Origin of the sequence: Hydrogenophaga sp. BPS33, assembly GCF_009859475.1 — a bacterium.
Lineage (GTDB): Bacteria > Pseudomonadota > Gammaproteobacteria > Burkholderiales > Burkholderiaceae_C > Hydrogenophaga.
The window spans coordinates 115,166-140,235 of the sequence record NZ_CP044550.1 but is presented as its reverse complement, the minus strand read 5'-3'; the positions used below and the strand labels follow the sequence as shown (position 1 = coordinate 140,235).

At 61.7% G+C, this 25,070-nt stretch carries 22 protein-coding genes; 14 read left to right on the top strand and 8 right to left on the bottom strand.

What is annotated here, in order from left to right; genetic code table 11:
* Positions 1-198 precede the first annotated feature (198 nt).
* The 3 genes from F9K07_RS31660 (at position 199) to F9K07_RS30055 (ending at position 1,372) form a co-directional block, all read left to right on the top strand.
* Complete coding sequence (locus F9K07_RS31660) at positions 199-366, top strand: hypothetical protein (protein ID WP_201451629.1); 168 nt, start codon at positions 199-201, stop codon at positions 364-366.
* A gap of 309 nt (positions 367-675) precedes the next feature.
* The gene (locus tag F9K07_RS30060) at positions 676-1,059 is read left to right on the top strand and encodes a type II toxin-antitoxin system RelE/ParE family toxin (protein ID WP_159597283.1); all 384 of its coding nucleotides are present in this window, start codon (positions 676-678) and stop codon (positions 1,057-1,059) included.
* Positions 1,049-1,372 carry a helix-turn-helix domain-containing protein gene (locus tag F9K07_RS30055; RefSeq protein ID WP_159597282.1) on the top strand — a complete coding sequence of 108 codons (324 nt, stop codon included), beginning with the start codon at positions 1,049-1,051 and terminating at the stop codon, positions 1,370-1,372. Before F9K07_RS30060 ends, F9K07_RS30055 begins: the two co-directional genes overlap by 11 nt.
* 341 nt (positions 1,373-1,713) lie before the next feature.
* Here the strand turns inward: F9K07_RS30055 and F9K07_RS30050 are convergent, their stop codons facing one another.
* Positions 1,714-1,920 carry a hypothetical protein gene (locus tag F9K07_RS30050; RefSeq protein ID WP_159597281.1) on the bottom strand — a complete coding sequence of 69 codons (207 nt, stop codon included), beginning with the start codon at positions 1,918-1,920 and terminating at the stop codon, positions 1,714-1,716.
* A 42-nt stretch (positions 1,921-1,962) separates the two neighbouring features.
* Here F9K07_RS30050 and F9K07_RS30045 point away from each other — a divergent pair, with 42 nt between their 5' ends.
* Positions 1,963-2,919 carry a DNA-binding protein gene (locus F9K07_RS30045; protein ID WP_159597280.1) on the top strand — a complete coding sequence of 319 codons (957 nt, stop codon included), beginning with the start codon at positions 1,963-1,965 and terminating at the stop codon, positions 2,917-2,919.
* Between the two features lie 308 nt (positions 2,920-3,227).
* Here the strand turns inward: F9K07_RS30045 and F9K07_RS30040 are convergent, their stop codons facing one another.
* The 4 genes from F9K07_RS30040 to F9K07_RS30025 form a co-directional block, all read right to left on the bottom strand.
* Positions 3,228-3,455 carry a hypothetical protein gene (locus F9K07_RS30040; RefSeq protein WP_159597279.1) on the bottom strand — a complete coding sequence of 76 codons (228 nt, stop codon included), beginning with the start codon at positions 3,453-3,455 and terminating at the stop codon, positions 3,228-3,230.
* A 42-nt stretch (positions 3,456-3,497) separates the two neighbouring features.
* Positions 3,498-5,489: a hypothetical protein gene (locus F9K07_RS30035; protein WP_159597278.1), complete on the bottom strand. Its 1,992-nt coding sequence runs from the start codon at positions 5,487-5,489 to the stop codon at positions 3,498-3,500.
* A 24-nt stretch (positions 5,490-5,513) separates the two neighbouring features.
* Positions 5,514-6,323, bottom strand: a complete 810-nt coding sequence (locus tag F9K07_RS30030; RefSeq protein WP_159597277.1) for a hypothetical protein — start codon at positions 6,321-6,323, stop codon at positions 5,514-5,516.
* 178 nt (positions 6,324-6,501) lie between these two features.
* Entirely contained in the window at positions 6,502-6,708 is a 207-nt protein-coding gene (locus F9K07_RS30025) for a hypothetical protein (protein ID WP_201451626.1), read from the bottom strand.
* A 209-nt stretch (positions 6,709-6,917) separates the two neighbouring features.
* On the opposite strand from F9K07_RS30025, the gene F9K07_RS30020 reads away from it, so the two are divergent.
* A complete protein-coding gene (locus F9K07_RS30020; protein WP_159597276.1) occupies positions 6,918-9,266 on the top strand; it encodes an AAA family ATPase in 2,349 nt (782 codons plus the stop codon).
* Positions 9,267-9,330: 64 nt separating this feature from the next.
* The gene (locus F9K07_RS30015) at positions 9,331-11,841 is read left to right on the top strand and encodes a DUF4238 domain-containing protein (protein WP_159597275.1); all 2,511 of its coding nucleotides are present in this window, start codon (positions 9,331-9,333) and stop codon (positions 11,839-11,841) included.
* 343 nt (positions 11,842-12,184) lie between these two features.
* Here F9K07_RS30015 and F9K07_RS30010 read toward each other — a convergent pair whose 3' ends face one another.
* Together F9K07_RS30010 and F9K07_RS30005 are read right to left on the bottom strand one after the other, a co-directional pair.
* Entirely contained in the window at positions 12,185-12,991 is an 807-nt protein-coding gene (locus F9K07_RS30010) for a hypothetical protein (RefSeq protein ID WP_159597274.1), read from the bottom strand.
* A gap of 569 nt (positions 12,992-13,560) precedes the next feature.
* On the bottom strand, positions 13,561-14,850 hold the full coding sequence (locus F9K07_RS30005; protein WP_159597273.1) for a DUF3883 domain-containing protein: 1,290 nt from the start codon (positions 14,848-14,850) through the stop codon (positions 13,561-13,563).
* Between the two features lie 338 nt (positions 14,851-15,188).
* Here F9K07_RS30005 and F9K07_RS30000 point away from each other — a divergent pair, with 338 nt between their 5' ends.
* The 8 genes from F9K07_RS30000 (at position 15,189) to F9K07_RS29965 (ending at position 21,279) form a co-directional block, all read left to right on the top strand.
* Complete coding sequence (locus F9K07_RS30000; RefSeq protein ID WP_159597272.1) at positions 15,189-16,190, top strand: ABC-three component system protein; 1,002 nt, start codon at positions 15,189-15,191, stop codon at positions 16,188-16,190.
* Positions 16,178-16,693 (top strand): ABC-three component system middle component 2, encoded by a 516-nt coding sequence (locus F9K07_RS29995; RefSeq protein ID WP_159597271.1) that lies wholly within the window; start codon positions 16,178-16,180, stop codon positions 16,691-16,693. The genes F9K07_RS30000 and F9K07_RS29995 overlap by 13 nt, the downstream gene beginning before the upstream one ends.
* The gene (locus F9K07_RS29990) at positions 16,690-18,561 is read left to right on the top strand and encodes a hypothetical protein (RefSeq protein ID WP_159597270.1); all 1,872 of its coding nucleotides are present in this window, start codon (positions 16,690-16,692) and stop codon (positions 18,559-18,561) included. Before F9K07_RS29995 ends, F9K07_RS29990 begins: the two co-directional genes overlap by 4 nt.
* 709 nt (positions 18,562-19,270) lie before the next feature.
* Complete coding sequence (locus F9K07_RS29985; protein ID WP_159597269.1) at positions 19,271-19,549, top strand: hypothetical protein; 279 nt, start codon at positions 19,271-19,273, stop codon at positions 19,547-19,549.
* A 207-nt stretch (positions 19,550-19,756) separates the two neighbouring features.
* Complete coding sequence (locus F9K07_RS29980; protein ID WP_159597268.1) at positions 19,757-19,978, top strand: hypothetical protein; 222 nt, start codon at positions 19,757-19,759, stop codon at positions 19,976-19,978.
* A gap of 16 nt (positions 19,979-19,994) precedes the next feature.
* The gene (locus F9K07_RS29975; protein ID WP_159597267.1) at positions 19,995-20,384 is read left to right on the top strand and encodes a type II toxin-antitoxin system RelE/ParE family toxin; all 390 of its coding nucleotides are present in this window, start codon (positions 19,995-19,997) and stop codon (positions 20,382-20,384) included.
* Complete coding sequence (locus tag F9K07_RS29970; RefSeq protein WP_159597266.1) at positions 20,365-20,721, top strand: XRE family transcriptional regulator; 357 nt, start codon at positions 20,365-20,367, stop codon at positions 20,719-20,721. The genes F9K07_RS29975 and F9K07_RS29970 overlap by 20 nt, the downstream gene beginning before the upstream one ends.
* A 231-nt stretch (positions 20,722-20,952) precedes the next feature.
* Entirely contained in the window at positions 20,953-21,279 is a 327-nt protein-coding gene (locus F9K07_RS29965) for a hypothetical protein (protein ID WP_159597265.1), read from the top strand.
* 361 nt (positions 21,280-21,640) lie between these two features.
* On the opposite strand, the gene F9K07_RS29960 is transcribed toward F9K07_RS29965, so the two are convergent.
* Positions 21,641-24,298 (bottom strand): tetratricopeptide repeat protein, encoded by a 2,658-nt coding sequence (locus F9K07_RS29960; protein ID WP_212745177.1) that lies wholly within the window; start codon positions 24,296-24,298, stop codon positions 21,641-21,643.
* Positions 24,299-25,070 lie beyond the last annotated feature (772 nt).

Genomic DNA, 25,070 nt, shown 5'->3' with positions numbered 1-25,070 from the left:
CAAGCATAGGGTGGGCTGTATTCGGCGCTCATGGACCAATGGGCCCGGACGGCAATGCGAGTAGGGTGGCGACGAGGCTTGTCCAGAACCTGTTCAAGATATGCTCGTCGAACTCAAACGAACACGTCAACTTTCCGCCGATGAAATGACGGCGTTGTTGCAACTCAAAGACTGAAAGGTCCACTGCCCATGGCTACGATGACCACCGCCGACGCATTGCGCCTGGCGATCAATGTCCTCAGAGATTGCGCTGAGTCGGGTCGCATGCCCTGCGGGATTGAGCTCGATGCGAACGCAATGGCTCTGCATGTGGAGGCGGCCGAGACGCTAAACGAAGCGCTCGAAGCTCTCCGTGGCCATGAATGACGCGTTCGCACAGACAACGCCGTGCCGCACCCTAGCAAAAAAAGTGAGGGGAGGAACGTGACGGACTGCGGATGAGCAACGAAGCTCAATGCCGCCGAACATTCGAGACCACAGTGCGCAGAGGCGGTTGACCGGAGAGCCGCTGGCCGCATATGGTTCCGTCGCAATAGCGCCAGGGAGAGGCGCCGATCGCGGCCAATGGCCGCGTGCTCAAGCCGCCAGGCTGTAGAACTGCTGTGCCGCTGGTGTGCGTGACCCATTGGGCCAGTTCAAGCACACGCACTATATAACTTAGTGATATAGTCCATCATGAGCAAGAAGCGCGTTTTCAAGACCAAGCACTTTGCCAAGTTCGCGTCAAAGGCAGGGTTGACGGACACCACACTATGTGAAGCGGTCAAAGAGATGGAGCAAGGATTGATTGATGCCGATCTGGGTGGAGGTGTCTTGAAAAAGCGAGTTGCTTTGCCTGGTAAGGGCAAGAGTGGCAGTACGCGCACGATCGTTGCGCACCGCAAGAAGTCGCACTGGTTTTTTGTGTATGGCTTCGAGAAGAATGACCGGGCCAACATAACAGACCGCGAAAGAGCGGCACTGCAAAAGATGGCGACCGACCTGTTCGCGTATTTCGACGCTGGCCTGGATGCCCTTGTGACTGGTAAGAATCTATTGGAGATTTGCAATGACTGCTAAAGCAAAGAAGGCGGCCAGCCCGTTGCTGGCTGCACTGCACGAAACCGCCACGGATCTGCACAAGGCAGGCTTCATGGATTTGAAGACCTTGCGCGAATACAACGCGCTGTGCCTGGACGACGAAGTATTTGAGGCGAAGGACATTGTCAAGCTTCGCTCCGAGTTGAAGATCAGCCAAGGTGTTCTCGCAGCCTTCGTGAATACAACCACTTCTTCAGTCGCGCAATGGGAAGCTGGCGACAAACGCCCTGGTGGCCCTGCTCGCCGTGTGCTCGGATTGCTGAAGCGCAAGGGCTTGGAAGCGTTTGCCTGAGCGGCCAGCAAGAGCCGGCTCCGACGGGTATGGGAAAAACCTGGTCCGCCTGACCGTCCATTTCATAGTCCGCCTTCGGCCCAAAAATGCCGTGCCTCTCACGACACGTCTAGGCGGATCAGGCTTTTTCCACTCCCGCTACCCACTGTGGCCGTACGCTCTTTAGGCCAGCGAGGATTTCTTTGCGTCTGCTCAATCTAGGCCGTGCTTGCGTCTCAGGTGTTCATCCAGGTCGGCAATACCCGTTTGATAGACGTCCCGCTTCCGTGGTGGGAAGTCGACATTGCTGTCGACTTCCCACCGACACGGGTCACGTCGGCACGCGTGACGGCCATCGGCCACTACCGGGCATCGGAGTGAGAAATGGTTCGCAACACAGTCAGATTCGCCTTGCGTGCGCCGCGCTGGCGCAGGGTGAGCTGATCTTGCAGGTAGGCGCTCTGCACTCGCAGCAGAATGCGATTCTTTCGGGCTGAGTCCTTGCGGACCTCGAAAAACACCGAGTGGCAGGCCGCTTTGCCGTCGCGATCGACCGCTTCGAAGGTCATGCAGTTCTGAGTGCCTACGCCCAGCACCAGGATGTGCCGCTGTTGAAGCTGATTGACCAGCGCCGGCAAAGGGTGCGAGACAGCCCAGGGTCGAGGACACGCCGCACAATGCCCTCCATAAACCATTCTTATCGTGGGCTACTTAAGCACTGGAGTAGGGCCATGCTAAGCAAAAATTCGAGCGTCAGCGAAGACGTCTGGGTCGCGGCCGACGCCGTGCTGCTCGTTGGCGAAAAACCCGCCATCGAGCGCGTGCGCCAGCACGCGGGCACTGGCTCGCCCAACACCGCGGGGCCGCTGTTAGAACAGTGGTTCAAGCACCTGGCGCGTCGCATCCAGGATCCGGGGGCTTTTGCGGCGCCCGTCGGCGTGCTCGACCCGGTGCTGCAGGCCGCGCAGCACTTCTGGGAGACGGCGCTGGCGCAGACGCGGGAGGATTTTGACGAGCGCCTGAAACAAGGCCTGGCGGATGCTGTGGCCAGCATGGAATCCGAGCAGGCGCGTGCTCAGATCGCGGACGCGGCAACATTGGAAGCGACTGCCGAGGCGACCCGTCTAAAAGCCGAGCTGACCGAGCAGGGCGCGTTGCTTCGCCAGGTTCATGAAGAGCTCGCGGCCGAACGCGCGCGGCTTGTTGAAATCCCCGCGGCCCTGGCGGTGGAGAAAGATCGGTTGCTCGAAGAACGTCAGCGCGCCGATGCCGCGGACCGACGCGTGGCCCTGGAGCTCGAGCTCGAGCGCGAGCGCACCGCCCGCACCAAGGCAGAGCGCCAGGTCGAGCGGCAGGTGGAAGCGCTTCAGAAAGCCGCCGATGCGGCGCGGGAGGCAGAGGCGATCGTGCAAAGAGAGGCGCGACAAAAGCTGGAGGCGGCACGTCAGCGCGAAGAGAGTTTGCAGACCCGCCTGACCTTGGCGCAGGCCGAACTGGTAACGCGAGAGCGGCTGGAAGCGCTGCGCGCCATGGATGACGCCAAGAGCGCGGAAAAAATGCGGAAATGAGCGCGGAAGTCAGCGCCGCTGCAGCCGAGGTCGCCGGGCTGCGCGCGTCTCTGGAGCGCTTGACGTCTCTGATCGACACGACAGGTGTGCGAGATCCGTCGCCGCGCAAGAGGTCCGCCAAACCGTCACCACGCGCAGGAAACTCGTCGTAGCGAATTCGATCGCGGATCGGTGCGGGCGTCAGAAAGCGTTTGTTTGAATGGCTTGACGGGGTGCGCAACGCTTGTTGAGAAAAGGCCGGCTGGATCTTGGTCACCGGCTTGGTCGCCGCCTCGTCGCCGATGCAGCCTAGCGCCCACGGGCGTTGATCACCAAGGCTTCCAGCTTCGATGCTGCCGCTCTGGCAGCTCGGCCAATGTGCGCATCGTCGGCAATGGCCGGGGCACGTCCTTCTGCGGCGTGCCCCGGCGGCGGCGCACTTCGCGTTCGAGTTCGTGCGCGATGCCGCGCGCATCCTTTTCTCCACGCAGGGCGCGCTGCCTCCATTCGCGGGCCTGGGCCATCAGTTCCTCGTCCTGTAGTTCTCGTATGTCCATCTTGGAAGCCATTGTGCCGGGAGACGCACCGCCTTCGAGCAGCTACTCGGCATGCGGGTTTCGGCCATAGCCGTTGGCAAGGCGTGATGCCATCTCGGGGAAAAGTACATCTAGCAACGCGTCATAGCGCTCGGGCCGTAGGTGCGTCTCATCGCCTGCGTTCACCTTTTCGATGACGCCTTGTCGCCAGGAGGAATAGCGCTCGACTTGCCTTGGGGAGAGCCGAGCGTCCAGACCGTAGGCCTTGACGGCAATGAGATACAGCGTGTGCCAGTGCTGGTAGCCGGGCGTGCTCTGCATGATGGCGTTGAGCACTTGGTAACCTGTACTGAACGCATAGCCGATGCCCCGATTGTGCTGGATCGACAGCAGCCGCGAAACGATACCGGCGCCACCCACCATCTCGTGGTCGGCACCTCCCGGACAGCCATGCGCAGCCAGGGCTTCTGCGGCCTCCATGATCCGCAGCCAGGATTCGCTGTCTTCCCCCAATGGCTCGGGTTCTGGGCCCGGCCCCCGATGTGCACGCCGGGCTTTGTTGATGCGGGTGTTTGTGTCGAGGAACTCCGTGGCGGCGGCCAGATAGATACTGGCCCACTCCGACGCCGGTGTCGCGAGCAAACGGGGGCGCCTCATATCGGCCAGGCGCTCCTGAAACCTTTGCGTGACTGGATGCTGGTCCAGTGTTGTTTCGAGGATCTGGTGGCGCCACTGCAAGGCAGGGTGATGCACCCAGCGCTTGCCGATGGTTTCGTTCACCACGAGGTGGCGCAGTCCTTCCCGGGTCACCCGGCCACCGAGCGAGCCGATGTCGATTTCCAGCGTCGGCATATTGAGTGCCTGGATGCGGCGCAGCTTCTCCTGATCGATGCCGTGGGTCACGGTGACCTCGATCAGCAAGGTCTGGGGCCAGCGCTGGCTGCTGTGGGTGTCCTCTATCAACTCTTCGAAGCCCTCGTCGAGCCAGATTTCCGTGCCCCCAAAGATGAATGGCCGGGGCTCGCGCAGGGTGCAGATGACATCGGGGACGATGCTGCCCTGGTGCCGTTCCAACTGAGTCTTTTGCAGCGGCAGCGTCGTGGATGCTGTCCACCACTCAGCTCGAAGCGTGTTGTCCTCCCATTCGCCGCTGAACTCGTCCGGGGCGTAGCGGATCACTTTGACCTCTAGGCTGGGCGTTGCAATTTGGGAGGCCTGTTCCAGGATCGCCTTGACTTCACTGTGCAACAGCGTCTCGCGGCGCCATTGCTGGGCAACAGATGGCTCCAGGTCCGGGGGCAGGTGCTGATGGAATTGTGTCTCGTCTGCAGCTTCCCAGGCATCCATGGCCTCGCGCGCGGCCTGCTGGGCCTGCGCGCTCGCAGCCGCTCGCAAAGCCTGGTCGTCCCAGTGCGCGCACCAGCGGATATCGGGAAGTAGGCGCAGGCGTCCTCGGATCTCGTCCGGCGACATCATCGCAATGGCGGGATCGGAGAGGAACAGCGTGACGATGGCCCGCCGTTGACCATCGCTGCCGGCATCGCGCTGCCCCGTTAGGTCGACCAGGAATTCGCGGCCATCATCCAGCGTCAACAGCGCAGTCGCATAGTCGTGGAGCACCGCGCGGGTGATGGAGACGCGCTCTCCGGGTTTCTCCGCCCAGCCTTCATACCCCTGGCCACTGAAGCCGATGGCGTTGGCCGACATCCGGCGCCTGGGCAGATCGATGAAGCCCCGTTCCTGCAGATGCCGGATCGCGGCCAGCCGCGCGGCAACGAGGGTGCAGTCATCTTTCTGAACGCCCTTGGGATGGCGGAAGTGCGCTGTGGGGTTTCTCCGCAGGGGTTGCCCTGCCAACACCGGCGTCAGCGACAGGTCGCAGGCCGGGCATTGGCATTCAGCGCTTCCGTCGATGACCTCAGCGTCGTGGATGTAGCGCGGTTCGCAGGTGCGCGAGTCGCGCGCCCATGTCAGCGGAACGGTGTCGGCGTGGGGCGTGGGACGCGCCGGTGCGGTTTCGGTGTCCACCCGCCAGATGCTCGCGTCGTGTGCCATTGCCGCCCTTTCCTTGCTGAAGCACTACTTGGAACCTTCGCGCTCGCGTTGACGCAGACGCTTCACGTAGGGGCCGTCCACCATGCTATCCGCGTCCAGATCCAGCGCGCAGTTCACCAGGATGGCGAACGTGCTGTCGCTGATCTGCAGCCCATGGGGTAGGTGGCCGAAATTCTGTGCGCTGTTCTCTTCGATGCTTGCGAAGAGGGCCTTGAAGAAATCTGCCAGAGAAGCCCGCGAGGCGGCCGTTGCTGCCGCCGTCAAAGGATCGGAGACCTGTGCAACCGCCGTCGCGGCATCGCGAGCCAGTTCACGGGCGAAGTCGCTCAATGTCGGCCAGTACTTGAGATCGAACTGTCCTTGCAGATTTTCGAGATGCTCCTGCACATAGTGTTTGAATCCGTAGTTCTGCTGGGAGGACGCCTGGATCACACCGCAGACGTGGTAATGCGTATCCGTCCGGAAGCCGGACGTGTTGCCGAGATCCGAGCGCTGCTGAAGCAGTTCAGCCAATTCGGCCGCTTGCCTGGCAATCTGGTGGTTCACCTTGGTAAGTTCGCTCCGCGCATTGCGCGCCTCCGTGATCTTCTCGGGATTCCAAAGTGCCGCTGCAGTCAGAACCAGTCCCAGAAATGTCTTGAGGGCGTGCGGATGCTGATGCAGCTTGCTATGCAGCTCCTCATAGACCGGAGTCATTTCAAGGCCTCTTGCGAGAAGCCGATCCGCTACCGCGCTTTCGCTGGGCAGGATGTGGCGCTCGGCGTTGTACCGCTTCTCCTCCATAAGGAGCTCTTCACAGGCGTTCTTGGGGGAGGTGGGGGAGCGCAATGTCATAGATGGTCTCGGCTGATGGCATGCTCGCAGCATATTGAAGCACTCGGGTTCTGTCGGTACCTGAAACGCAGTTGCGAAGTCCTGCTCCAGGTACGTTGACACTCCAGGGCGTCATCCGCGTCGGCCTGGACCGCTCGCGCGCCGATCCCGCCGAATTTATCCCGTTGCAGGCCGCGCCTTAGCTGGCCGTTTGCAGCGCTCTCCGGTGACGATCTCGTACGGGTCGGCCCGGGATCGACCGCACGGAGGCAGGCTGGATAACCCGGCCCGCTGGTCGCAGCCCCGCCTCCAGGTCGGCCATCTCGTCCGAGTCGAAGTATTCGCGGGGATTCTTGACCTGCACGATGCGGCGCAGCGTCAGGGTGAGTTTGACAGCTGTAGGCATGGCGCCTCCAGTGTGGACGAAGCCAGACACCCAGAGAGTGATCCGCGTTCAAGGGCGCGTCCGCTTGCCCTCCTGCCGAGGGATAATCGGTGCCCCGTGCGCGCAAGCGAGCGGGCGACAGGACAGCTGTCATGGAACGGCTTCGATGTAGGCGAGCGTTTCCAGCGCGAGGCGCGCCCCGGCACGAAACAGAGAACCAGGGAGATTGGATGAGGATTGCACGCCTTGTGAAGGCCCACGGCTATCGCATCTTTCGGGACTTCAGCTGGCCCGCGACGGGCCTTCACGACTTCAGCCGCTACAACGTCATCTACGGATGGAACGGCGCGGGCAAGACTTCCCTGTCCACCATTTTCCGGCACCTCCAGCGCAAGCAGCCGCTCTCCGATGGCCAGGTTCAGGTGCTCGTCGACCAGGCGGTCGTCAACGGTGCTGACTTCGGCACCACGCCACTACCCGCCTTGCGTGTCTTCAACCGGGATACCGTCGACCGCAGCGTCTTCGAGTCGGGCGGCCAGCAACTCCCGCCCGTGTTCTTCCTCGGGGAGGACAGCGTCGAGAAGCAAAAGCAGATCGAAGAGCTCACGATCCACCTGAACGCGGCGCTGGAGAAAGCGGTCAAGCATCGTGGGGACGAGGCCACCGCCAGCACGGCTTACGAGTCGTTCTGCTCCGAAGAAGCCAAGGGCATCAAGAACCTGCTGACAGTCGCCGGCGGTGGCCCGTACAACAACTACAACGCTGCCAACTTCAAGGCGGACATTGCTAACCTCGCTCAGACCACCCCCGCGCCAACCAAACTGTCGGAGGCGGACCGCAAGAAGTACCTCGCCGCGAGGAACAGTGCGATCATGGATCCCGTCGATGCGCCATCGATAGGTTTTCCCGACGTTGTCGACCTGACCAACAAGACACGAGCGGCCCTCGGGCGCTCCGTCGTGTCCAAAGTGGTAGATCGGCTGGCGGCCAACCCTGCACTTGCCACGTGGGTGGACTCGGGCCTCGCCATGCACATCGGGGACAACGCGACCGACGCCTGCGAGTTCTGCGGCGGCCCATTGAAGCCCGAGCGCGTCCAGCAGTTGGAAGACCACTTCAACGACGAGTTCAAGCGGTTCCAGTCGGACCTAAGCCGGTTGATCGCCGAGGTCCAAAAGGCCCAGGCGTTTCAGAAGACGCTGGAGATTCCGCCCAAGGAGGCGCTGTACGGCAACTTGCGCACCGCCTACGAGGAGGCGCTCAAGTCCCTCAACAGCCAGGCGAGCATGATGTGGTCGGCGCTGGATGTCTTGCTGCGAGCCCTGCACGCCAAACGGGATGAGCCGTTCAAGAGCATGGAGCTGATGCCGTTCATCAGCGGCCACAGGCCCGATGACGCGCCGGCCAGCGGGTGGGAAACGCTCTTCCACGGCCTGTACACCGGCATGGCGGTCGTCGGCGCTGCGCTCGGGCAGACCGCGTTCGTGAGGCTCAGCGAGCTGATCACCGAGCACAACCGGCAGACCTCGAGCTTCGAAACCACCGTCGCCAACGCGAGAAAGGCGCTGGCCCGCGATGAGTTGCTCCGCGCCCTGCCCGACTGGAAGGTGAAAGCCGCCGCGGTGGACACCGCGACTGCCGATCAGAAGACAGCGACGGACACCGCCAAGGAACTCAAAAGGCAGATAGCCGCGCTTGAGCAACAGGTGCGCCAGCACCGGCGCCCCGCCGAGGAGCTGAACAAGGAACTGGCCTCGTACCTCGGACGCGACGAGCTGCGGTTCGATGTCGAGCAGAACGGCTACAAGATCATGCGCGGCGACCAGCCCGCCCTGCACTTGAGCGACGGCGAGCGCACGTCCATCGCATTCCTGTACTTCTTGAAGTCACTAAAGGCCACCGACTTCGATCTGGAGAGCGGAATCGTCGTCATCGATGACCCGGTTTCCAGTCTCGACGCGAACTCTCTTTTCAGCGCGTTCGGCTACATGAAGGCCCGAACAGCGGCGGCGGGCCAGCTGTTCGTGCTGACTCACAACTTCACGTTTTTCCGTCAGGTCCGGCTCTGGTTCGACAAGCTGCCGCAGCAGAACAAGAAGGATGCCGCGCTCCACCCCGCGCGGTTCTACATGCTGTCCACGGAGGTCAAGGGCGGCATGCGCGGCGCGAGGCTCTCCGAGCTGGATCCGCTGCTGAGGGGCTACGAGTCGGAGTACCACTACCTGTTCAAGCGCCTCCAGGAAGAGTCCAAGAAGGAAGACGCACCGACGCTGGAGGCGTACTACGCACTGCCGAACATGGCCCGGCGCCTGCTTGAGGCGTTCCTCGCTTTCCGGGTGCCTCACCAGACCGGCGACCTCTACAAGCAGCTCGACACCATCGACCACGACAACGCCGCCAAGACGCGCATCCTGCGGTTCTTGCACGCCTTCTCGCACCTGGACCAGGTCGCGGATCCGGAGCACAACCCGTCGATGCTAGTCGAGACGCCGTCGGTGCTCAGGGATCTTTTTGCCCTGATCGAACACACTGACGCGGCTCACTTCAAGAGCATGAACGACCTCGTCGCCAGCGCATGAGGCGCCCACAGTGGTCGGAGGCGCCCAAGGGATAATCAGGGTTCCGAACGACCCAAGTGAGCGGATGACCGACCAGCAGACTCGGAACAACCACTACGTCCCGCAGTGGTACCAACGCGGCTTCCTCGCCCCGGGCCAGTCTCGTCTTTTCCACCTCAACCTCGATCCTGACCGCAAGACGCTGCTTGATGGCCGGCAGGTTCCGCGCAAGGCGCTCCACGAATGGGGCCCTGTGAATTGCTTCGTGGAGTACGACCTCTACACCACGCACTTCGGCTCGATCGTTAACGACGACATCGAGAAGCACCTGTTTGGCGCCATCGACGACCAGGGTGCCAAGGCGGTGCTCGCCTTCGCGAAGGGCGATCACGCCGACGTCCACGACTCGTTCGAGGACTTCTTCGAGCACATGGCTGCGCAGAAGCTACGCACGCCCAAGGGGCTGGACTGGATCCGCTCGTGTTACGGCAATCTGGACCAGATCGACCTGATGGTGGAAATGCAGGCCCTGCGGACCATGCACTGCACGATGTGGGCCGAGGGCGTGCGGGAGGTCGTCTCGGCGGCTGACTCGGACGTGAAGTTCATCGTGACGGACCATCCGGTGACGGTTTACAACCCGCAGATCGAACCCACCGCGCCGGACTGCGCGTATCCGTTAGACCCGATGGTAGCGTCACTGGGCACGCAGACAGTGTTCGTGCTCGACGCCAACACCTGCCTGATCCTCACGCACCTCGAATACGCCAAGTTGCCCGACCGGAAAGATCTGACGCGCATTCGCACGAACGCCCGGCACCAAGGCATGGGCATGGTACGCACGGACGCCTTCTTCCGCGACCGTCGCCTGACCCGCGACGAAGTGATCGCGATCAACTACCTGCTCAAGGCGCGTGCCAAGCGCTGCATTGCGGCCGCCAACAAGGAGTGGCTCTACCCGGAGCGGCACTACCGCGGAACCTGGGCCCAGATTGCCCAGGTACTGCTCCCGAAGTCCGACCTCTGGCAGTTCGGCGGCGAGATCTACGTCGGCTATAAGGACGGCAGCTCTGGGTACTGGGACGAGCACGGCCGCACATCCAAAGCCCACGAGTTCCTGACCCGCGAGTCGCCACGCAAAAACGTCGCCGCCAACGCCTTCTGCGGCTGCGGCAGCGCGTACACCTTCAAGGACTGCTGCCAGCGGCTGTCCAGCACCGAACGCCCGCCATGGGATGTCTACGGCCTGCGTGAGCGCAACCTGAGGTTCTGCAGGGTCATCATGGGCATCCTTGGCCTGCATGAGGGCGCGACCTGGGATGACGTGCGCCGCACCCTGAGCGACGAGCAGGTGCAGCGCATCAACGGCGCCTTCTCGGCGCTCTGGCCTGACGACACCGACCTGGCCGCGCTGCTGCCGCGTCCCCAGCCCAAGAAGCTGCGCTCGGTCTTCCTCGGTCTGGCCGATCCGCGCACGGTCGAGGCGGCGGTGGTGGGCTGGCTGCCGTATATCGACGAGATCGTGCTCGTGAACCCGTTCTTTGTGGCGCGGAATTTGAAGCCCGAGTTCAGCCCCATCGACTCGCCCGCCGGCCACAAAATGCAGACGCTCAAGAACGTCCTGCTTCTGTTCAAGCTGGAGCCATACATCCGTGCCGGCCTCGTTCATTTCGTGCCCGATCCCGGCGAGGTATGCGCCCCTCTCGGTCAGCACGTTAGGCAAGTGTTGACCCGCCGAACCGCCGGGTGGAAGCCGCCCAAGGGCGGCCTGCACGAACGGCTCAAGCTCGCCGAGGATGAGGGCCGCCGCATGATCCGGATGCTGCCGGAGGACTCCCTGCGCCGCCACATTGCCAAGCACGCCCCTGACGCTGGAGACGCGATGTTGGATCAGATGGTCGCGTACTTCCGGCGCCAGGCCGAGGCCGACCCATACCAACTTCTGCAGCCGCTGCCCGTGGGAGAAGACGGTGCGCAGCACCAGATCTACAAGGGCCTGAACCTGGAGTCCGCGCTCTACCTGGCCACTTTGACCGGATCGGTGATCCACGTCGATACCGACGCTCACTGGGAACAGCTGCTGATGGATGCACAGCCTGCGGGCGCGGCGTCACAGCACGTCTGGGCGCCTGTTCGACAGGCCCTGGCCGCGATCACCTTCCCGGTGGACCTGAATCCGGTCCGCGTGGCTGAGCGGTTGACCAAGGGAGAGCTGCCGCCCATCAATGCGCTGCTGCGACGCCTAGCCGATTCGGTCGCGTCTCCGGGAAAAGGCGCCACACCGCAAGCCCTGGCCACGCAGCTGCGCCAGGTCCGCGGCAAGGCTGAGCGCAAGGATCCCGCTATCGACGACAACAACCTGCTCACAGCGCGGTTGGAGCTACATGTGCCGCCGGCGGGCTTCTTCCGCCACGAAGTACAGCGGCTGCTGGTGATGTTCGCGGGCGCAACCCGGCCTCGTTCGGTGCCGTATGCGTTGCGCCTGGTGTTCGATGAAGCCGACGAAGCAGACGCTCCGAAGCCGGCCAGTGGCACGGCCAGGGCATTGACAGACTCTTCGGCGGCTGAGAACGGGTCGAGCTCGCCCTGGCCGTGAACGACCTGCTGCAGATCCGACAGGATCGCCCACGCCTTGGCGCTTCAGCGTGAGCCAATCTATGAACTGCAGGTGTTAGGCATCCAGTCCAAGCAACCCTATGCCTGGAACTGGCACGTTGCTGTTCACCGCCTCGCTGGCCCGAAAGGCGGATGCGCAGCGGTAGCCTTCCCTCAGCATCGGCCGGTGTGCCCATGCTGAATTGCATCAAGACTCGCAGAATTCAACGCGTAGTGAAAGCAAGGGACTACCGTTCGCGTTTTCACTGGGTGTTGCACCGGCTTCTCTCTAAGCTTTGATTTTCGATCCGCGAATTCCCCTGTCGCTAATCACCGGTGTGCCCCTACGACGGCCTGAGTGATGACCGAAACACCTCGACATCAGCAACGAACGCCGCAGAGCCGTCGACGAGATTCACCTGACCAGGTCCTGGCTCGTTTCGTCGACCGATGTTGTCTGGGTTCGGCAGCATTCCGTCGACCAATAGGCTCAGCAGACGCGACTCGCGCAACTGAGCGTGGTAGTCCGACACAGGCTTCCCGCCTGCCCCCGCTTTCCAGCAATCAATAGCGGCGCCGGCCACTAGGTCGGCGAGCTGGAGCCGCCGGCTAAGTGCAGCGTCTCCGAACTCGAGCGTCGATACACGCAACGGCAGTTCAACTTGACGCTGGCCGTACCCGATCATGCGCGGTGGCAATGGGGTCATCATCGTGCGCAAGAACGACTCGCTCTTCTTCAACGGCTTGGAGCGGTCGTGGGTAACGCGCAGCATTCCGTCGTGTTGTTCCATCCACTTATGCATGAGTGCGATGAACGTGTCGACCGCCGGGTCGAAGACAACCATGCCATCGAACACGCCGAGGAATTCACCGAGACGGCCATGAGCAAGCAGCAGGCCCGTGGCCAGATCTCGCTCGCGTGGAGGAGTTCGCTTGGCAGCAGCCAGAAGTACCTTGTCGAACTCGGCGTAAGCTGCAGCATTGCGCTGCCGCATGGCCAACACGAAGGCACTTAGAACCCGGTCCCAGTAGCCCGGGAAGATAGTGGGACCAGCAAAGTACCACACGTTGACCAGTCCGACGTGGGCGTCGCCGGCATAGAGATCGTGCCCGGCCTCGTGTAGCGGCGGTTCGATGAGTTTGTCGACCAAAATGCGTGATGGCGTAGAACCTCTTGTCCACCAACATTAACTTGGTGCTTTCCGGGCTGAAGTGATTCGACCCGAAAAGGTCCAACAGAGCCCGTTGGCCTCGAGCGGTACCTTTGAGGCGCGTGTACTTCGCTTCCCGCTGCCTTTGTACGAGGAGCGGGCAAACCAACTCCCGGCAGGTGGACTCGGCCAGGGACGTCGACGAGAGCGCAAACAGCGGCTGGTCGCTGTTCAAGAGATCGACGCCTGTGTTCCCCGATTCGTCGCAGTAGATGTCCATTCGCTAGCTCCGCGAGTTCAACGCTGAGTGAGAAAGTTCATAACTCAATTAGGTCCAGCAGCATCCCGCGCGAAGGGACTCGCGCACGGACATGGGTGTGGCTGTTCAAGATTCGATGTTTCACGAGAAAGTCCAGTGATAGGGTCTCGCGGGTCGGCGACAACGATTGGCATTCGGCGGCGACAACGTCCGGGGGCGGTTTGTCTCCCGTGGGTGGCGACACTTTGGCCGCATTCGCGACGGGATTGATGGATTCGATCGCGCCCGCCACAGTATTTGTCTCGGAGGGCTATGGGCGTCTCGTCGACGTGACATCGGGTGCGTCAGGCAACTCCACTCGCCACGCAGCAGGCGCCATGCTCGTTTCAAAGTGCCGCGCTGGGTCGCAGAACTCCAAGACCGAGGCGCCGGTTTCGGCAAGCTCCACCCGGTAAAGCCACGCGCGTTCACCGAGACTTGCGAGGGTTTGCCGTTCGTTCTCCGTCATGAAGAAGTGCTTCGCTCCGCTGGTTGTGGCCTTAACCTCAATAAACCGCTCGTGGCCTGGCCACTTGGATTCGATGTCGTAGCCGGCCCCAACGTCATCCGAAGAGATTCGCACTGCGTAGGTCTCGGGGTCCGGGCAAGGAGGCATAAGGGCGGCCAACCGGGCTCTCTCCCATGCCAGCGCTGCCAATTCACCATTCCTCCCGGTTTCGCTGTTGCGCTCCTGCTGACGCCGTAGCGCCTCCTCGTCGATCGTTCGCCGCTCGGACGTTGCCGACCCTGCGCTAGGTGCGGGCGCGGCGGTCACGTGCTGCGGATGACCCAGAGCGAGTTCAAAGATTGCACGGTATTTTCCTGGTAAGGGATTGACACGCAGCAGGATGTTGTTTGGCGCGGGTCGGAGGTAGGGCGCGTGATGAACGATTGACGAAGGAGCCTCGCCTTTGCCACTCGGAAAGGTCTCACCGATTGGCGTGATCGCTTCGATCTTGTCTGCAATGCTGTCCCCGGTCGGCGACGTCGCTCGGACATAGACCGCCGGCAAACCCTTGTTCATCCGAATGGCTGCTTGCGTGCGATTGGGCAGGGTGTAGATGCGCACGGGCGTGTCGCCTTGCTGACGGCCTTCCTGGCGAGACTCCCAGGTCAAAACGGCACCGTATGCATTCTTGAGCCATTCGGCGGCTGCGACTGCGTCGCGCGAAGAGAGCGGAAGTGGGCGCTCAGGAATCGCATCGATGGGCGGTGTGGGTGGCGTGTGAATTCCTCCAGGAACACTGTATGGCTTGAACGGGAAGCCGGTTCGACGAAGACGGGTTTCTGCTACTTCAAGCAGCTGAGGGTCGAAGAAAGCACGCCAATGGGTCTGCGTGACAAGCGCTTCAACGGTAAGGTCGGGCCGGCCTCGCATTACGAGCTGGCTATATCCCTCGGATACCCGAGGTGCAGCCAAAAGCCGTTTGACGGTCTCGAATCCCCCGTCGCGATCGAGCATCCGGTGGAATTTCGTTGCCGGATACTTGACCGAATCCATGCCTTCGCGAGCCTTGGCTCGCAGGAATTCCGTGAAGTCTTCGTCCTGCTGCAGGTCCATGTTCAATGCGGTGAGTCGAGGACGTCGATCCTAGCGCAACGCCCGAAGGGGAGCGGACTGGGCATCCATGCAGAACATCGTCGCCGTCCAAACAATGAATCGAGGCAGCGCTTGGTTCGGTTCAGCGCTTGCTGCTTGCTTGGCGGGGAAATAACCGAAACTTCCTCCCGCAGGCCACCGTCGCCCTCAAGCAATAGAGTCTGGCGCTCAAAGCCGTTGAACCTTCCAATCAGAATCTCGTTCACTGAAACGCCCGGCCATAGGTAAGCCTGACGCTACTATCATTGGCCGTTCAGGTGCCGGCGCTCGTTCGAAGATCGGACCTGGGAGGAGCCCCTTTGCCCAAGAACTATTCCGGCTTGATCTCCGTGCTGACCGCGGCGCAGCTCGAGGAGTTTGTCGACGACTGGCTGGCGCAGCGTTACAAGGACTACCACTCGCACGACCGTTGGAGTGGCACAGGCGACCGGGGGCGCGATGTCACCGGCTACGTCACCGACCGCAGGATGGACGGGCTGTGGGACAACTACCAGTGCAAGCAGCTCAGCACGAAGCTGTCGGAAAAGGCGCTGTTCGTTGAACTGGGCAAGATATTCATGCACTCGGCCGCGGGAGCCTACTCGCTGCCAAGGGCGTATACCTTCGTGGCGCCGCTGGGCGTGGTGCGCAGGGTACGCGAATTCGTGGCGCACCCCGACAAGCTCAAGCAGGCGTTCCTGGATCGCTGGGACACATGCATCGCTGGTGACCTGGTGGAGAACGTGACGGTGAAGCTGTCGCCGGAGATCGAGGCCAAGATCCAAGCGTTCGACTTTGCGCAGGTCCACTGGCTTGACGCCAGGCTGTTGGCCAATGACCCGGCATGCATGCCAGCTTTGGTCAAGTGGTTCGATGCTGATCCGGGCCAGAGCCCGAGGGGCGTTGTGCCCGCTGCGATCCAGGCCGATGAGTCGGCATACCTGAGTCAACTGCTGCACGTCTATGAGGAGCGGGGGCCGGGGACCTACCCCGATCCAGAGGCGGCGCTGGCGTGCCCGACGCACGGAGAGCACCTGAAGATCCAGCGGATGCGCTTTTTCGATGCCACGGCGTTCAACCGCTTTTATCGAGATTCGACGCCGGAAGAATTCGTTAGGACGTTCCGTCATGAAGTCCACAACGGCGTTGTCGATGTGCACCAGGACGATCACCCCAGCAAGTTCGCCCGCCTGACCAAGGTTATGCAGCAGGCTGCGCTGCTGCAGACATCGGGCGTGTTGGGCCGGCACGCGGGGCCACACGTGAAGCAGGGCACATGCCACTTGCTTGCAAACGAGGGGAAGATGCCATGGGATCGGTAGAAACAACTGCACCTAGTGCGCATCCCTTCAACAGCGCGCTGGAGACGGGTATTCGCGCCCTGGTCCTGCTGGAAGCCTTCCACCCGCGGCGATTTGACCTGTTGGAGATGACTTGGCTGGATCATCTGGTGGTGCACACCGGAGACTTGGACGATGCCGAGGCACCGGGCAGCCTGCACCCGGACTTGCCAAACCGCACCGCCGAACTGGTGGTCCGACGTCCACTGGTGGAGAAAAGCCTTCGCATGATGATGCAGTTGCACCTCGTAGAAGTCTTCGAGACTGAAGACGGCATCACCTTTGGTGCAAGCGACAATTCGCCGATTTACCTCGACCTGCTACAGGCCCCGTATACCGTCGCTCTCAAGGATCGGGCCCTGTGGATAGCCGAGCGTTTTGCCGATCTGTCGGCTGCGGACATGCGCGCACAGATGGAACAGCGTATCGGCCGGTGGACCGCTGACTTCCGTGCTGATGAGGCGTTCACGGGGCCGCGGTCATGAAGGGCATTCGGCTGCGCCATCTGGCCTTCACCGGGCCCAACATCGAGCCTGCCAAGCTCAATTTCGTCGACGGTCTGAACATCGTCTATGGAGCTTCGAACACGGGCAAGTCGTTCGCATCCGAGGCTGTGCTGTTCATGCTCGGTGCTGTGAAAGAGCTGCCGACGAACGATGAAATCAAGCCGTACGATGCGGTTTGGCTGGGCGTGACCCTGGGTGAAGACGGTGACTTCACGCTCTATCGCCCGACTGCGGGCGGAAACCTCAAGCTATTCCCCGGCCTCATCAGCTCCCACCCGACGGGCAAGGGCGAAGTGCTGAAGTGGAGGCACAAGGAGAAGGCAGCCGATACCGCCTCCTACCGCATTCTGGATGCCTTGGGCCTGCATGACCGGTGGATTGTGCGCAACGCCGGAAGCGGTGAAAAGGAGCAGCTGTCGATCCGGATCCTTGCGAAGTATGCCGTGGTCGGGGAAGAGGACATCATGTCCAAGCGCAGCCCTGTCCTGCTGTCGGGCAACCACCCTGATCGCACGCTCGAGCAGAATCTGTTCAAGCTGCTGCTCACTGGTCAGGATGACGCGGCCGTTGTGAAGATCCCGACCGAGACCGAGCGGGTCGCCGCAAAGGCCGGCAAGCTGGAGCTGATCGACGACATGCTGGCCCAGCTCGACAAGCAGCTGGGAGTTGAGTCGCGAGACCGCGCCGAGGCTGAACGGCAACTTTCCGCACTGCAAGCCACCGGCGCCACCACGACGGCCGAGTTGCAGGCTGTTCAGACCGCATTGGACCAATGCGCGGCCGAGCGGCGTGAGGCGTTGGACCATCGTCAGTCCTTGTCCATGCGCGCTGCCGAGCTCGACGTCACCCTGGAACGCTTTACCAAGCTGCAGGCGGTCTACAGTTCAGACCTTGACCGGCTGCATTCCATCGAGGAAGGCGGCAGCCTGCTCGCGGCCATGGCAGAACGCGATTGCCCGGTGTGCGGTGCGCCACATGGCGCTCAGAAGCACCAGCACGCAGCCAAAGAGATCTACATGGCGCATACCGCCGCCGCTGCCGAGGCGCGCAAGATTGAACGCGAGCAGCGCGAGCTGTCCCATGTGATCGACTCGCTTAGGTCGGAAGCGTTGGGCCTGGCGGCGTCCATCTCGTCGCTGGATGATGACATCGAGGAGTTCGATCGGAACGCGTTCGGCCTGCGCCCGACAGAGATAGCGCTACGCGTGAACTTCGAGGTCTTTAACGCGCAGCGCGCCGAGCTGGGGAAGGTAATCGAACTCCACCTGCGACATGAAACGTTGATCAGTCGTCGCGCAGCCATCGAAGCTACGTCCACCAAGAGCGAACGCGGCTCGCTCCCCGTGGGTCCTGATTCCTCTACTGTCTTCGGATTTGGCGAGACAATCAAGGCGGTACTTATCGCATGGGGATTCCCTGACGCGGACAAGGTGCAGTTCGATACCAAGATCAACGATATCACCGTAGCGGGTAAGGCAAGGGGCGCCAACGGCAAAGGTGTGCGCGCCGTGCTGCACGCGGCCTTCAATGTCGCCATAGCGATTCACTGCATTGACAAGGGCTTGCCGCACCCCGGCTTCATCGTGCTCGATACCCCGCTGCTGACTTATCGCGAGCCGCTCAGATCGCGACATGGCGAGCTGTCGGAGGATGAGAAGGCGTTGAAGTCATCAAGCTTGGCCGAGAAGTTCTACAGACATCTCGCCAGCCTCGAGGGTAAGCTGCAGGTCATCGTGCTCGAGAACGCTGACCCGCCGGCCGAGATCGAGGACCTCGCGTTCATAGAGGTGTTCACTGGCGTGCCGGGAGACGGTCGACACGGGCTTCTGGCAGCACTTGACCTTTGACGATCAACGCGGGCGTTTCAGCAACCCTATCTAAGCTAGCTGCGCCGTTTGGCGTGAACAGAAGTGCGCGGCGCCTAAGCGAATCCAGTAGATCCGAAGATCATGCCCAAAACATGTCTTCTCTGGGGCGATTTTTAGCCTGGCATGGTGCTCAAAGGCGGCCAAGCAAGTTGGCGCCCCGAGCGCCACGAGCGTGAGTGGCTGGTTCCGATGCAAAGCCGAGGTAGAAGGAAAAACAGCCCGTACTCGGTGTTCTTCGCGGACGGGTGGCTTCCGAAACGAGCTTTCAGTATCCTACGATTTACCTTCTGTGAAGGTGACGTAACACTACTCCTTGCGCCCATTACCCTCGCCACGGTGCTGCCTGTGAAAGGTTCATTGGGGCATGCCCTGATAGTCTTTGCGCGGCCTATTGCGAAATGACCTCCTCTCGGGCGTCACGGTGACTCTTTCTTGGCGCGGGGTGCGGAAAGCACACCTCGACCTGCGCAGGGACCCTGGGCTTCGTGCCAGTTTTCACAGAGTGATCCATTGGCCAGAGGTGTCCCTCCGAATCTGAGGTAGGGTGCAGACCATGATTCAGACTGTGTTTTTCATTGTGTCTACTGTCCTGGTTTCGTCCGTTAATGCTGCAGAGCTCTACCATTGCCGAGCCTACAGTGGCGGCTCATTTTGGGCGAGCGCTCACTGCAACAAGCACCAAGGCTTGGTGGATCGCATCGTCACGGTGCCGGATGGTATGCCTTTCGATCAACAGGTGGAGCTGGGGCGACAGAAACTGAATCAGCGGCCTCGAACGGTGGAGAACAACGCCGTTGTCATCCAGCAGGGTGCGGGCCCCAATCGCAGACAAGCGTGTGATGGATTCTTGGCGCGCGTTGCGCATCTTGATGCGCTTGCTCGACAGCCGCAGAGTCCGCAGATGCAAGACTGGATTCGCGGGGAGCGCAAGAAGGTTCGAGACCAACAGTTTCGCGCGCAGTGTTGAGTTTTCCACGCGTGCGCTTAGGGAAGAACCACGCTGTCTTGCGCACCCGTTTGAAGAGCGCCCGCCGCACTTGGCCCTGAAGTTGTGGCCTTTGAGCATGCCGCTGGTGCGTAAGATTGAGCCGGGGTTGGGGGAAGTGCGCAGCGAGAATGCCGACGGCATTGCGCGCGTGTTCTTCAACGTGAGGGGCGGTACTTGGCGACGTTCATGGGCGAATTCCAGGAACGCCAGCTGTGGGGCGGCGCGACCGGTGTGCTGCCGGGGCTCGATGGCCAGGTTTGGGAAGATAGGGTGGTTGGCGAGTACCTATGCAGACTTCGGATGTACCGCGAGTTTGAACAGTGCTGCGGCTATCAGATCGATACAGCGCCGGAAGAGGTGGTGTGGACATCTCTGTCAAATTATGGCATTGACTCCATATGGTCTTAAATCCATAATTGTCAATGTGACTTGGACCGTTCTCTTTCATGACGCGTTTGACGCTGAATTCGGCGATCTGAAAGTGGACTTGCAGGACGAACTGTTGGCGCACGCCCGGTTGCTGGCTAAATTTGGTCCGAACCTAGGGCGTCCCACCGTAGATGCGCTGAAGGGCTCGCGGCACTCCAACATGAAGGAGCTGCGCTTTTCGTGGAATGGTCAAGTCTGGCGAATAGCGTTTGCCTTTGATCCTCAGCGACAAGCCATCTTGCTGGTTGGCGGTGACAAAGGCGGCGCGGATCAACGCAGGTTTTACAAACGCCTGATCCAGATCGCCGACGAGCGCTACGACGAACACGTGGGCAGTCTGGCCCAGCAGAGCAAGGAGAACCTTCATGGCAAGAAAACTCGATGACGTTATGGCCGCGCTGCCCAAAGCCCGTCAGCAGCGGGTGGAGGCACGCGCCATGGAATTGGCGACCCTCAAAGACCTGCGACAAGCGGCGCAGCAAACGCAGGAGCAACTCGCTGCCACGCTGGGTGTGCGTCAGGACACCATTTCCCGCCTGGAAAAGCGCAGCGACATGCTGCTGTCGACACTGCGCCACTACGTCGAAAGCATGGGCGGCAAGCTCGAACTGGTGGCTCAGTTCCCGAACCGCCCCCCGGTGGTGATCGAGCATCTGGGTGTGGATGGGGCCTCTGATCACAAGCCTGCGGGCGCAGGGCGCAAGGGCAGGGCGACGGTTTGAACGCTTCCTGCCATGCGCAAGGACGCGAGGCTGCGCTAGGTGTCGCGAGGGGTGATGCGAGCCCCTCTGATCGTCGCACCCAACAGGGCTGGATTTACGACCTGGGAATGCGCGAACGCGCGTTGAACCGGTTGTGCACATCGCTGAGTGGCCTGGGTTTTGGGCGCTGGCCCTCCCAGCTGCACATGATCGAGGTGCTGCGAGAACGCTGTGGTGAGGCGAGCGTCCAGCGTGACATCTGATGTGAACACCAGGGCCCGCCGCCAAAGTCCTGCTCGGGGGCTCGCGCCGACGTTGATCGAGTTCTTGGCCAATCAGGGCTACGTCGAGATTCGAGTGATCGATGACACCGTCTGCGGGCTGCGCCGCTTCAACTTCACCGTGGGCCTGGTGGTCGGGTTGAGCTTTGAGGGCTACGAAAGGCGGTACTGTTACGAGCATGCGCGCGACGCGCTTGCGGCACTGCTGGCCTGGGACGGTCGTGAACACCCTGGCGGTCCTTGGATCAAGTGCAAGGGTGCAGGAGTGGATCTGTTGAACCCTGCGCTGCAGGTCTAAAGACTCCGCCAGAGCTTTTCGGGGAGAGGGCGTGCAACGTCCTTTCATGAGACTTGTCATCGCCTCACGCCGGATGCTGAAAGCGCAACGCGCCTCCGTGGGGCCGAATTAAGCTACTTTACATAAGGTAAATCGTGGACTATCAAAAAATCGAAATTCGCAAGCCACCGGGGCTGGCTGGTTCATGCGATTTGAAGCACTTTCAGAAGGCAATCCCAGCAACGCTGCCGCCAATCCACGCCAGTGGCTACGGCGCCGCTTGTGCGAGCACGCAAATTCCACACGCCCCTTCCAGAAACCGCCACTGATCGATCGTTGGCGGCTTGCGGCAGCTACCTCCAGTTTGACAAGCTTCGCCACCTCATCGTTTGTTGATCAGGCGCCGGCATTTTGCGAGGCTACGCTGAACGATCTCGAGGTGATACGGCGCGGTCTCACGCGTGATGACCGTCAACGCGGCCTCGTACGCCCGCACCGCCTGGTGCAGCCGCTCGGGGTCGTTTTCGCGCTCGCCAAGGGTGGTGAGGGCATCGCCCAGATTGTTCTGCGTCATTGCCCAGTGCATCGGTGCGCGCTCACGCGTGTATTCCTGTAGCGCGGCCAGGTACGTCTGCACCGCCTGCTGGAGCCGTTCGATGCCACCTTCGCGCTCACCAAGGGACTTGAGCGCATTGCCCAAGTTGTTCTGCGTCATCGCCCACGCGAGCGGAGCGCGCTCCCGCGTGCGCTCCCGCAGCGCCGCCTCGCACGCTTGCACCGCCTGCTCAAGGCGCTCGGTTCCATTTTCGCGCTCGCCGAGGGTTGTGAGCACACTGCCCAGATTGTTCTGCGTCATCGCCCACTCCAGCGGTACGCGCTCGCGCGTGTACTCCTGTAGCGCGGCCAGATACGCCTGTACTGCCTGCTGCAGCCGTACGATACCGCCTTCGCGCTCACCAAGGGACTTGAGCGCATTGCCCAGGCTCATCTGCGTCATCGCCCAGTGCATCGGTACGCGCTCGCGGGTGCGCTCCTGCAGCGCAGCCTGATACGCCTGCACCGCCTGTTGCAGCCGTTCGGTGCCGCCATCGCGCTCACCAAGCGTCTTTAGCGCGGTACCGAGGTTGTGCTGCGTCATCGCCCACTCCAGCGGCACGCACTCGCGAGTGCGTTCCTGTAGCGCTGCCTGGTACGCTTGCACCGCCTGCTGCAGCCGTTCGGTGCCGACATCGCGCTCACCGAGGGTCTTGAGCGCGGTACCCAGGTTATTTTGCGTCATCGCCCAGTCCCGTGGCGCTCGCTCGCGAGTGCACTCCTGCAATGCGGCCAAATACGCCTGCACCGCCTCCTCGAGTCGCTCGGTACCGCTTTCGCGCCGACCAAGGTCACTCAGCACGTTGGCAAGGTTGTTCTGCGTCGTCGCCCACTCCAGCGGCACACGCTCGCGCATGCACTCCTGCGACGCGGCCCGAAACGCTTGCGCCGCCTGCAGCAGCCGTTCAGTGCCGGGCTCTCGCTTTCCTAAGACCGCCAACGCAGTGCCAAGCCAGACCAACGCCTCACCGCGCTCCTCGCGACTCCCGGCCACCGCTAGGCGCCTGCGTGCCAACGCTTCCGCCACCTCCAGGGGCAAGCGCAGGCCGCGCTCCTCGCCTTCTGCGCAGTACGCTCTGAGCCTATTTTTGAAGAGCTCACTCGCCGCGGCGCACACCGGATGATGGATTCCAACCAGCCTCTCCACCGCATCGGCCACGCGCTGCGGCTGGCGCAGTAGCATCGCCTGGCTCACGGATGCCTCGAGCAACTGCACACGTCGGCGCCGCGCAGCTTCACGCTCGCCCGCCTCGCGCCGGTCCAGTTCCGCAAGAGCCTGGTCGATCGACTGTGCACCTTGCTCGAGCTGACCTTCCTCGATCGACTGGCGAACACGGACGAGCACTTCGTCAACGAACAGATCCTGGTAGTACGACGAGTGCCCTTTCGCGATAAGCTCCAGAGCGACGCTCACCGCGGCATCTAGCTCTTGCACCGCGCGATCAAACTCGATCAGGTCATCTGGGCGCAAGCGCTTGGCCAGGGAAAGCACAGTGTTGTGAGCGAGTTGGCCTGGCCCGCTACCAATCTGCCCTTTGGCTTCAATGGCAGCCACCAGTTGGGCCAGTTGCTCTTGCATCCGGTCGAGCATGCCTGTCTGGAGATCGATCTTCGCGTCAACAACCGAGACCTGATCACTCAGGACTTGCCAGCGCGCAGTCCACTCAGCATCGACGCGCCCAAGCCAAGCAGCGAGCCCACCTTCGATTGAGGTGCCGCCTAGCGAATCGAGCAAGCGGTCGAGCCGCGCATCTTGGCCACGCAGCAGCTCAAGGCACTGCTGTCCAAGCTCTACCCCGAAGCCCCCGATGGCGATCACAAAGGCTTGGCTCGCCTCTGGATAGCGATCTGGACTCTTAATCGTCTCGGCAAAAACGGCATACACCAAGTCGCCGAAGGTGCGCCGACTGCTGGCCCCTGGCACAGGAAGGCCCTGGCGGGCGATCTGCTCGTGCAGGCTCGGCACCTCGTGTATCGGCCAACCGGATACCGCCGCTACATTCTCGCGAAATGACTCTGTCATAGCTTCACCAGCGGCCGCACGGTTCCCCGTCATCGTCGCGGGCAAGTCGACGACGAGTTCCCGCAGGTGCCGGTCCATGGGAGCATGTCCCGGGTGAACATCGCGGTCGAAGGCCTCAGCACGCAGCGCACGCAGACCAGTGATCAAAACGGTCGAGAAGCGCTGAATGTCTCGACTTTGCGAGGCCCATTCGGGCGTTGCGCAGGTTTGCACCACCGAACAGTCGATCTGCAGCGCCGCCTCAATCCAAGCCAGGCGCAGTGCGCGCAGCAGGTCTTCGTTGGCCGCGATTGACGCAAAAGGGTTGACGTCGTTTAAGCGTGCGATGGCACGCTGCCGAAAGCGGCGAGGAACCAGTTTGTTGACGGCCGGCAAACCGCCCAGGACCGTGCCGAATATCTCCTCGCCCCATCCCGACGCCATAGCTTCCTCCTGAGGAACGCCCCCCGCGCACTTATGGACACGGTGTTGCGCGGCTGTGCGTCAAGGTCCTTGTAGGGCGTCCTCAAGGGGCTACTTGACGCAGACGACTTCCTGTTACGGTTGCCGTTGAAGGCGCGCCAGGCCAACAACAAATACTTCAAAGCTGACCAGCTTCACTCAGTCTTGAGGAAATAGTCAGTTGCGCAAGCGTGTCCGAGTGGATCATGTTAGCTACTACCCCGAAGGCCAGCAACGGGCCGAGGCTGTTTGAAAACGCCTGAATCAAGTAGAAAGTCGACCTTTCAGATCGCGTCAGCATCCACGATCGAGACCATGGGAAATGGTTTTGCCGCCCGTGAAAACGGTGTGCGCACACGTTTTCACCCAGTATCGGCCGATAGCCGTCATGCCAGCTCAGTCGAAAGCGGGTCGAGGCTACACGCATATTGCATTCACATTCTGTGGCTGCGGTTGGTAGGGAATTCCATGCACGTCGCTGTGTGGACGCTATGCTTGCCTCTCGAAGGACAGCGATGCTTTTGCCATCGCAAAGACAGAAGCCCTCGATAGATCATAGGGTTACGGGACAGTCGACTTGGCTAAATTTTCCGGATCCAGTCACCGGATCCAGTCACCGGATCCAGTCACGAACGCGACGGCGCTATTCGTTGCTCCGAAGAGCTTCGAGTGCTTCGTCCAGTGTTTCGACGGCCTCCAAATGGAGAGCAATAGCGTTCGCATCGAGCTCAATCCCGGAGGGCATGTGCGGCAG

Bases quoted from the DNA above. Each gene is read 5' to 3' on its own strand.
- F9K07_RS31660 (WP_201451629.1), top strand. From the start codon at position 199: ATGACCACCGCCGACGCATTGCGCCTGGCGATCAATGTCCTCAGAGAT.
- F9K07_RS30060 (WP_159597283.1), top strand. From the start codon at position 676: ATGAGCAAGAAGCGCGTTTTCAAGACCAAGCACTTTGCCAAGTTCGCG.
- F9K07_RS30055 (WP_159597282.1), top strand. From the start codon at position 1,049: ATGACTGCTAAAGCAAAGAAGGCGGCCAGCCCGTTGCTGGCTGCACTG.
- F9K07_RS30050 (WP_159597281.1), bottom strand. From the start codon at position 1,920: ATGACCTTCGAAGCGGTCGATCGCGACGGCAAAGCGGCCTGCCACTCG.
- F9K07_RS30040 (WP_159597279.1), bottom strand. From the start codon at position 3,455: ATGGACATACGAGAACTACAGGACGAGGAACTGATGGCCCAGGCCCGC.
- F9K07_RS30035 (WP_159597278.1), bottom strand. From the start codon at position 5,489: ATGGCACACGACGCGAGCATCTGGCGGGTGGACACCGAAACCGCACCG.
- F9K07_RS30030 (WP_159597277.1), bottom strand. From the start codon at position 6,323: ATGACATTGCGCTCCCCCACCTCCCCCAAGAACGCCTGTGAAGAGCTC.
- F9K07_RS30025 (WP_201451626.1), bottom strand. From the start codon at position 6,708: ATGCCTACAGCTGTCAAACTCACCCTGACGCTGCGCCGCATCGTGCAG.
- F9K07_RS30020 (WP_159597276.1), top strand. From the start codon at position 6,918: ATGAGGATTGCACGCCTTGTGAAGGCCCACGGCTATCGCATCTTTCGG.
- F9K07_RS30015 (WP_159597275.1), top strand. From the start codon at position 9,331: ATGACCGACCAGCAGACTCGGAACAACCACTACGTCCCGCAGTGGTAC.
- F9K07_RS30005 (WP_159597273.1), bottom strand. From the start codon at position 14,850: ATGGACCTGCAGCAGGACGAAGACTTCACGGAATTCCTGCGAGCCAAG.
- F9K07_RS29995 (WP_159597271.1), top strand. From the start codon at position 16,178: ATGGGATCGGTAGAAACAACTGCACCTAGTGCGCATCCCTTCAACAGC.
- F9K07_RS29990 (WP_159597270.1), top strand. From the start codon at position 16,690: ATGAAGGGCATTCGGCTGCGCCATCTGGCCTTCACCGGGCCCAACATC.
- F9K07_RS29980 (WP_159597268.1), top strand. From the start codon at position 19,757: ATGGGCGAATTCCAGGAACGCCAGCTGTGGGGCGGCGCGACCGGTGTG.
- F9K07_RS29970 (WP_159597266.1), top strand. From the start codon at position 20,365: ATGGCAAGAAAACTCGATGACGTTATGGCCGCGCTGCCCAAAGCCCGT.
- F9K07_RS29960 (WP_212745177.1), bottom strand. From the start codon at position 24,298: ATGGCGTCGGGATGGGGCGAGGAGATATTCGGCACGGTCCTGGGCGGT.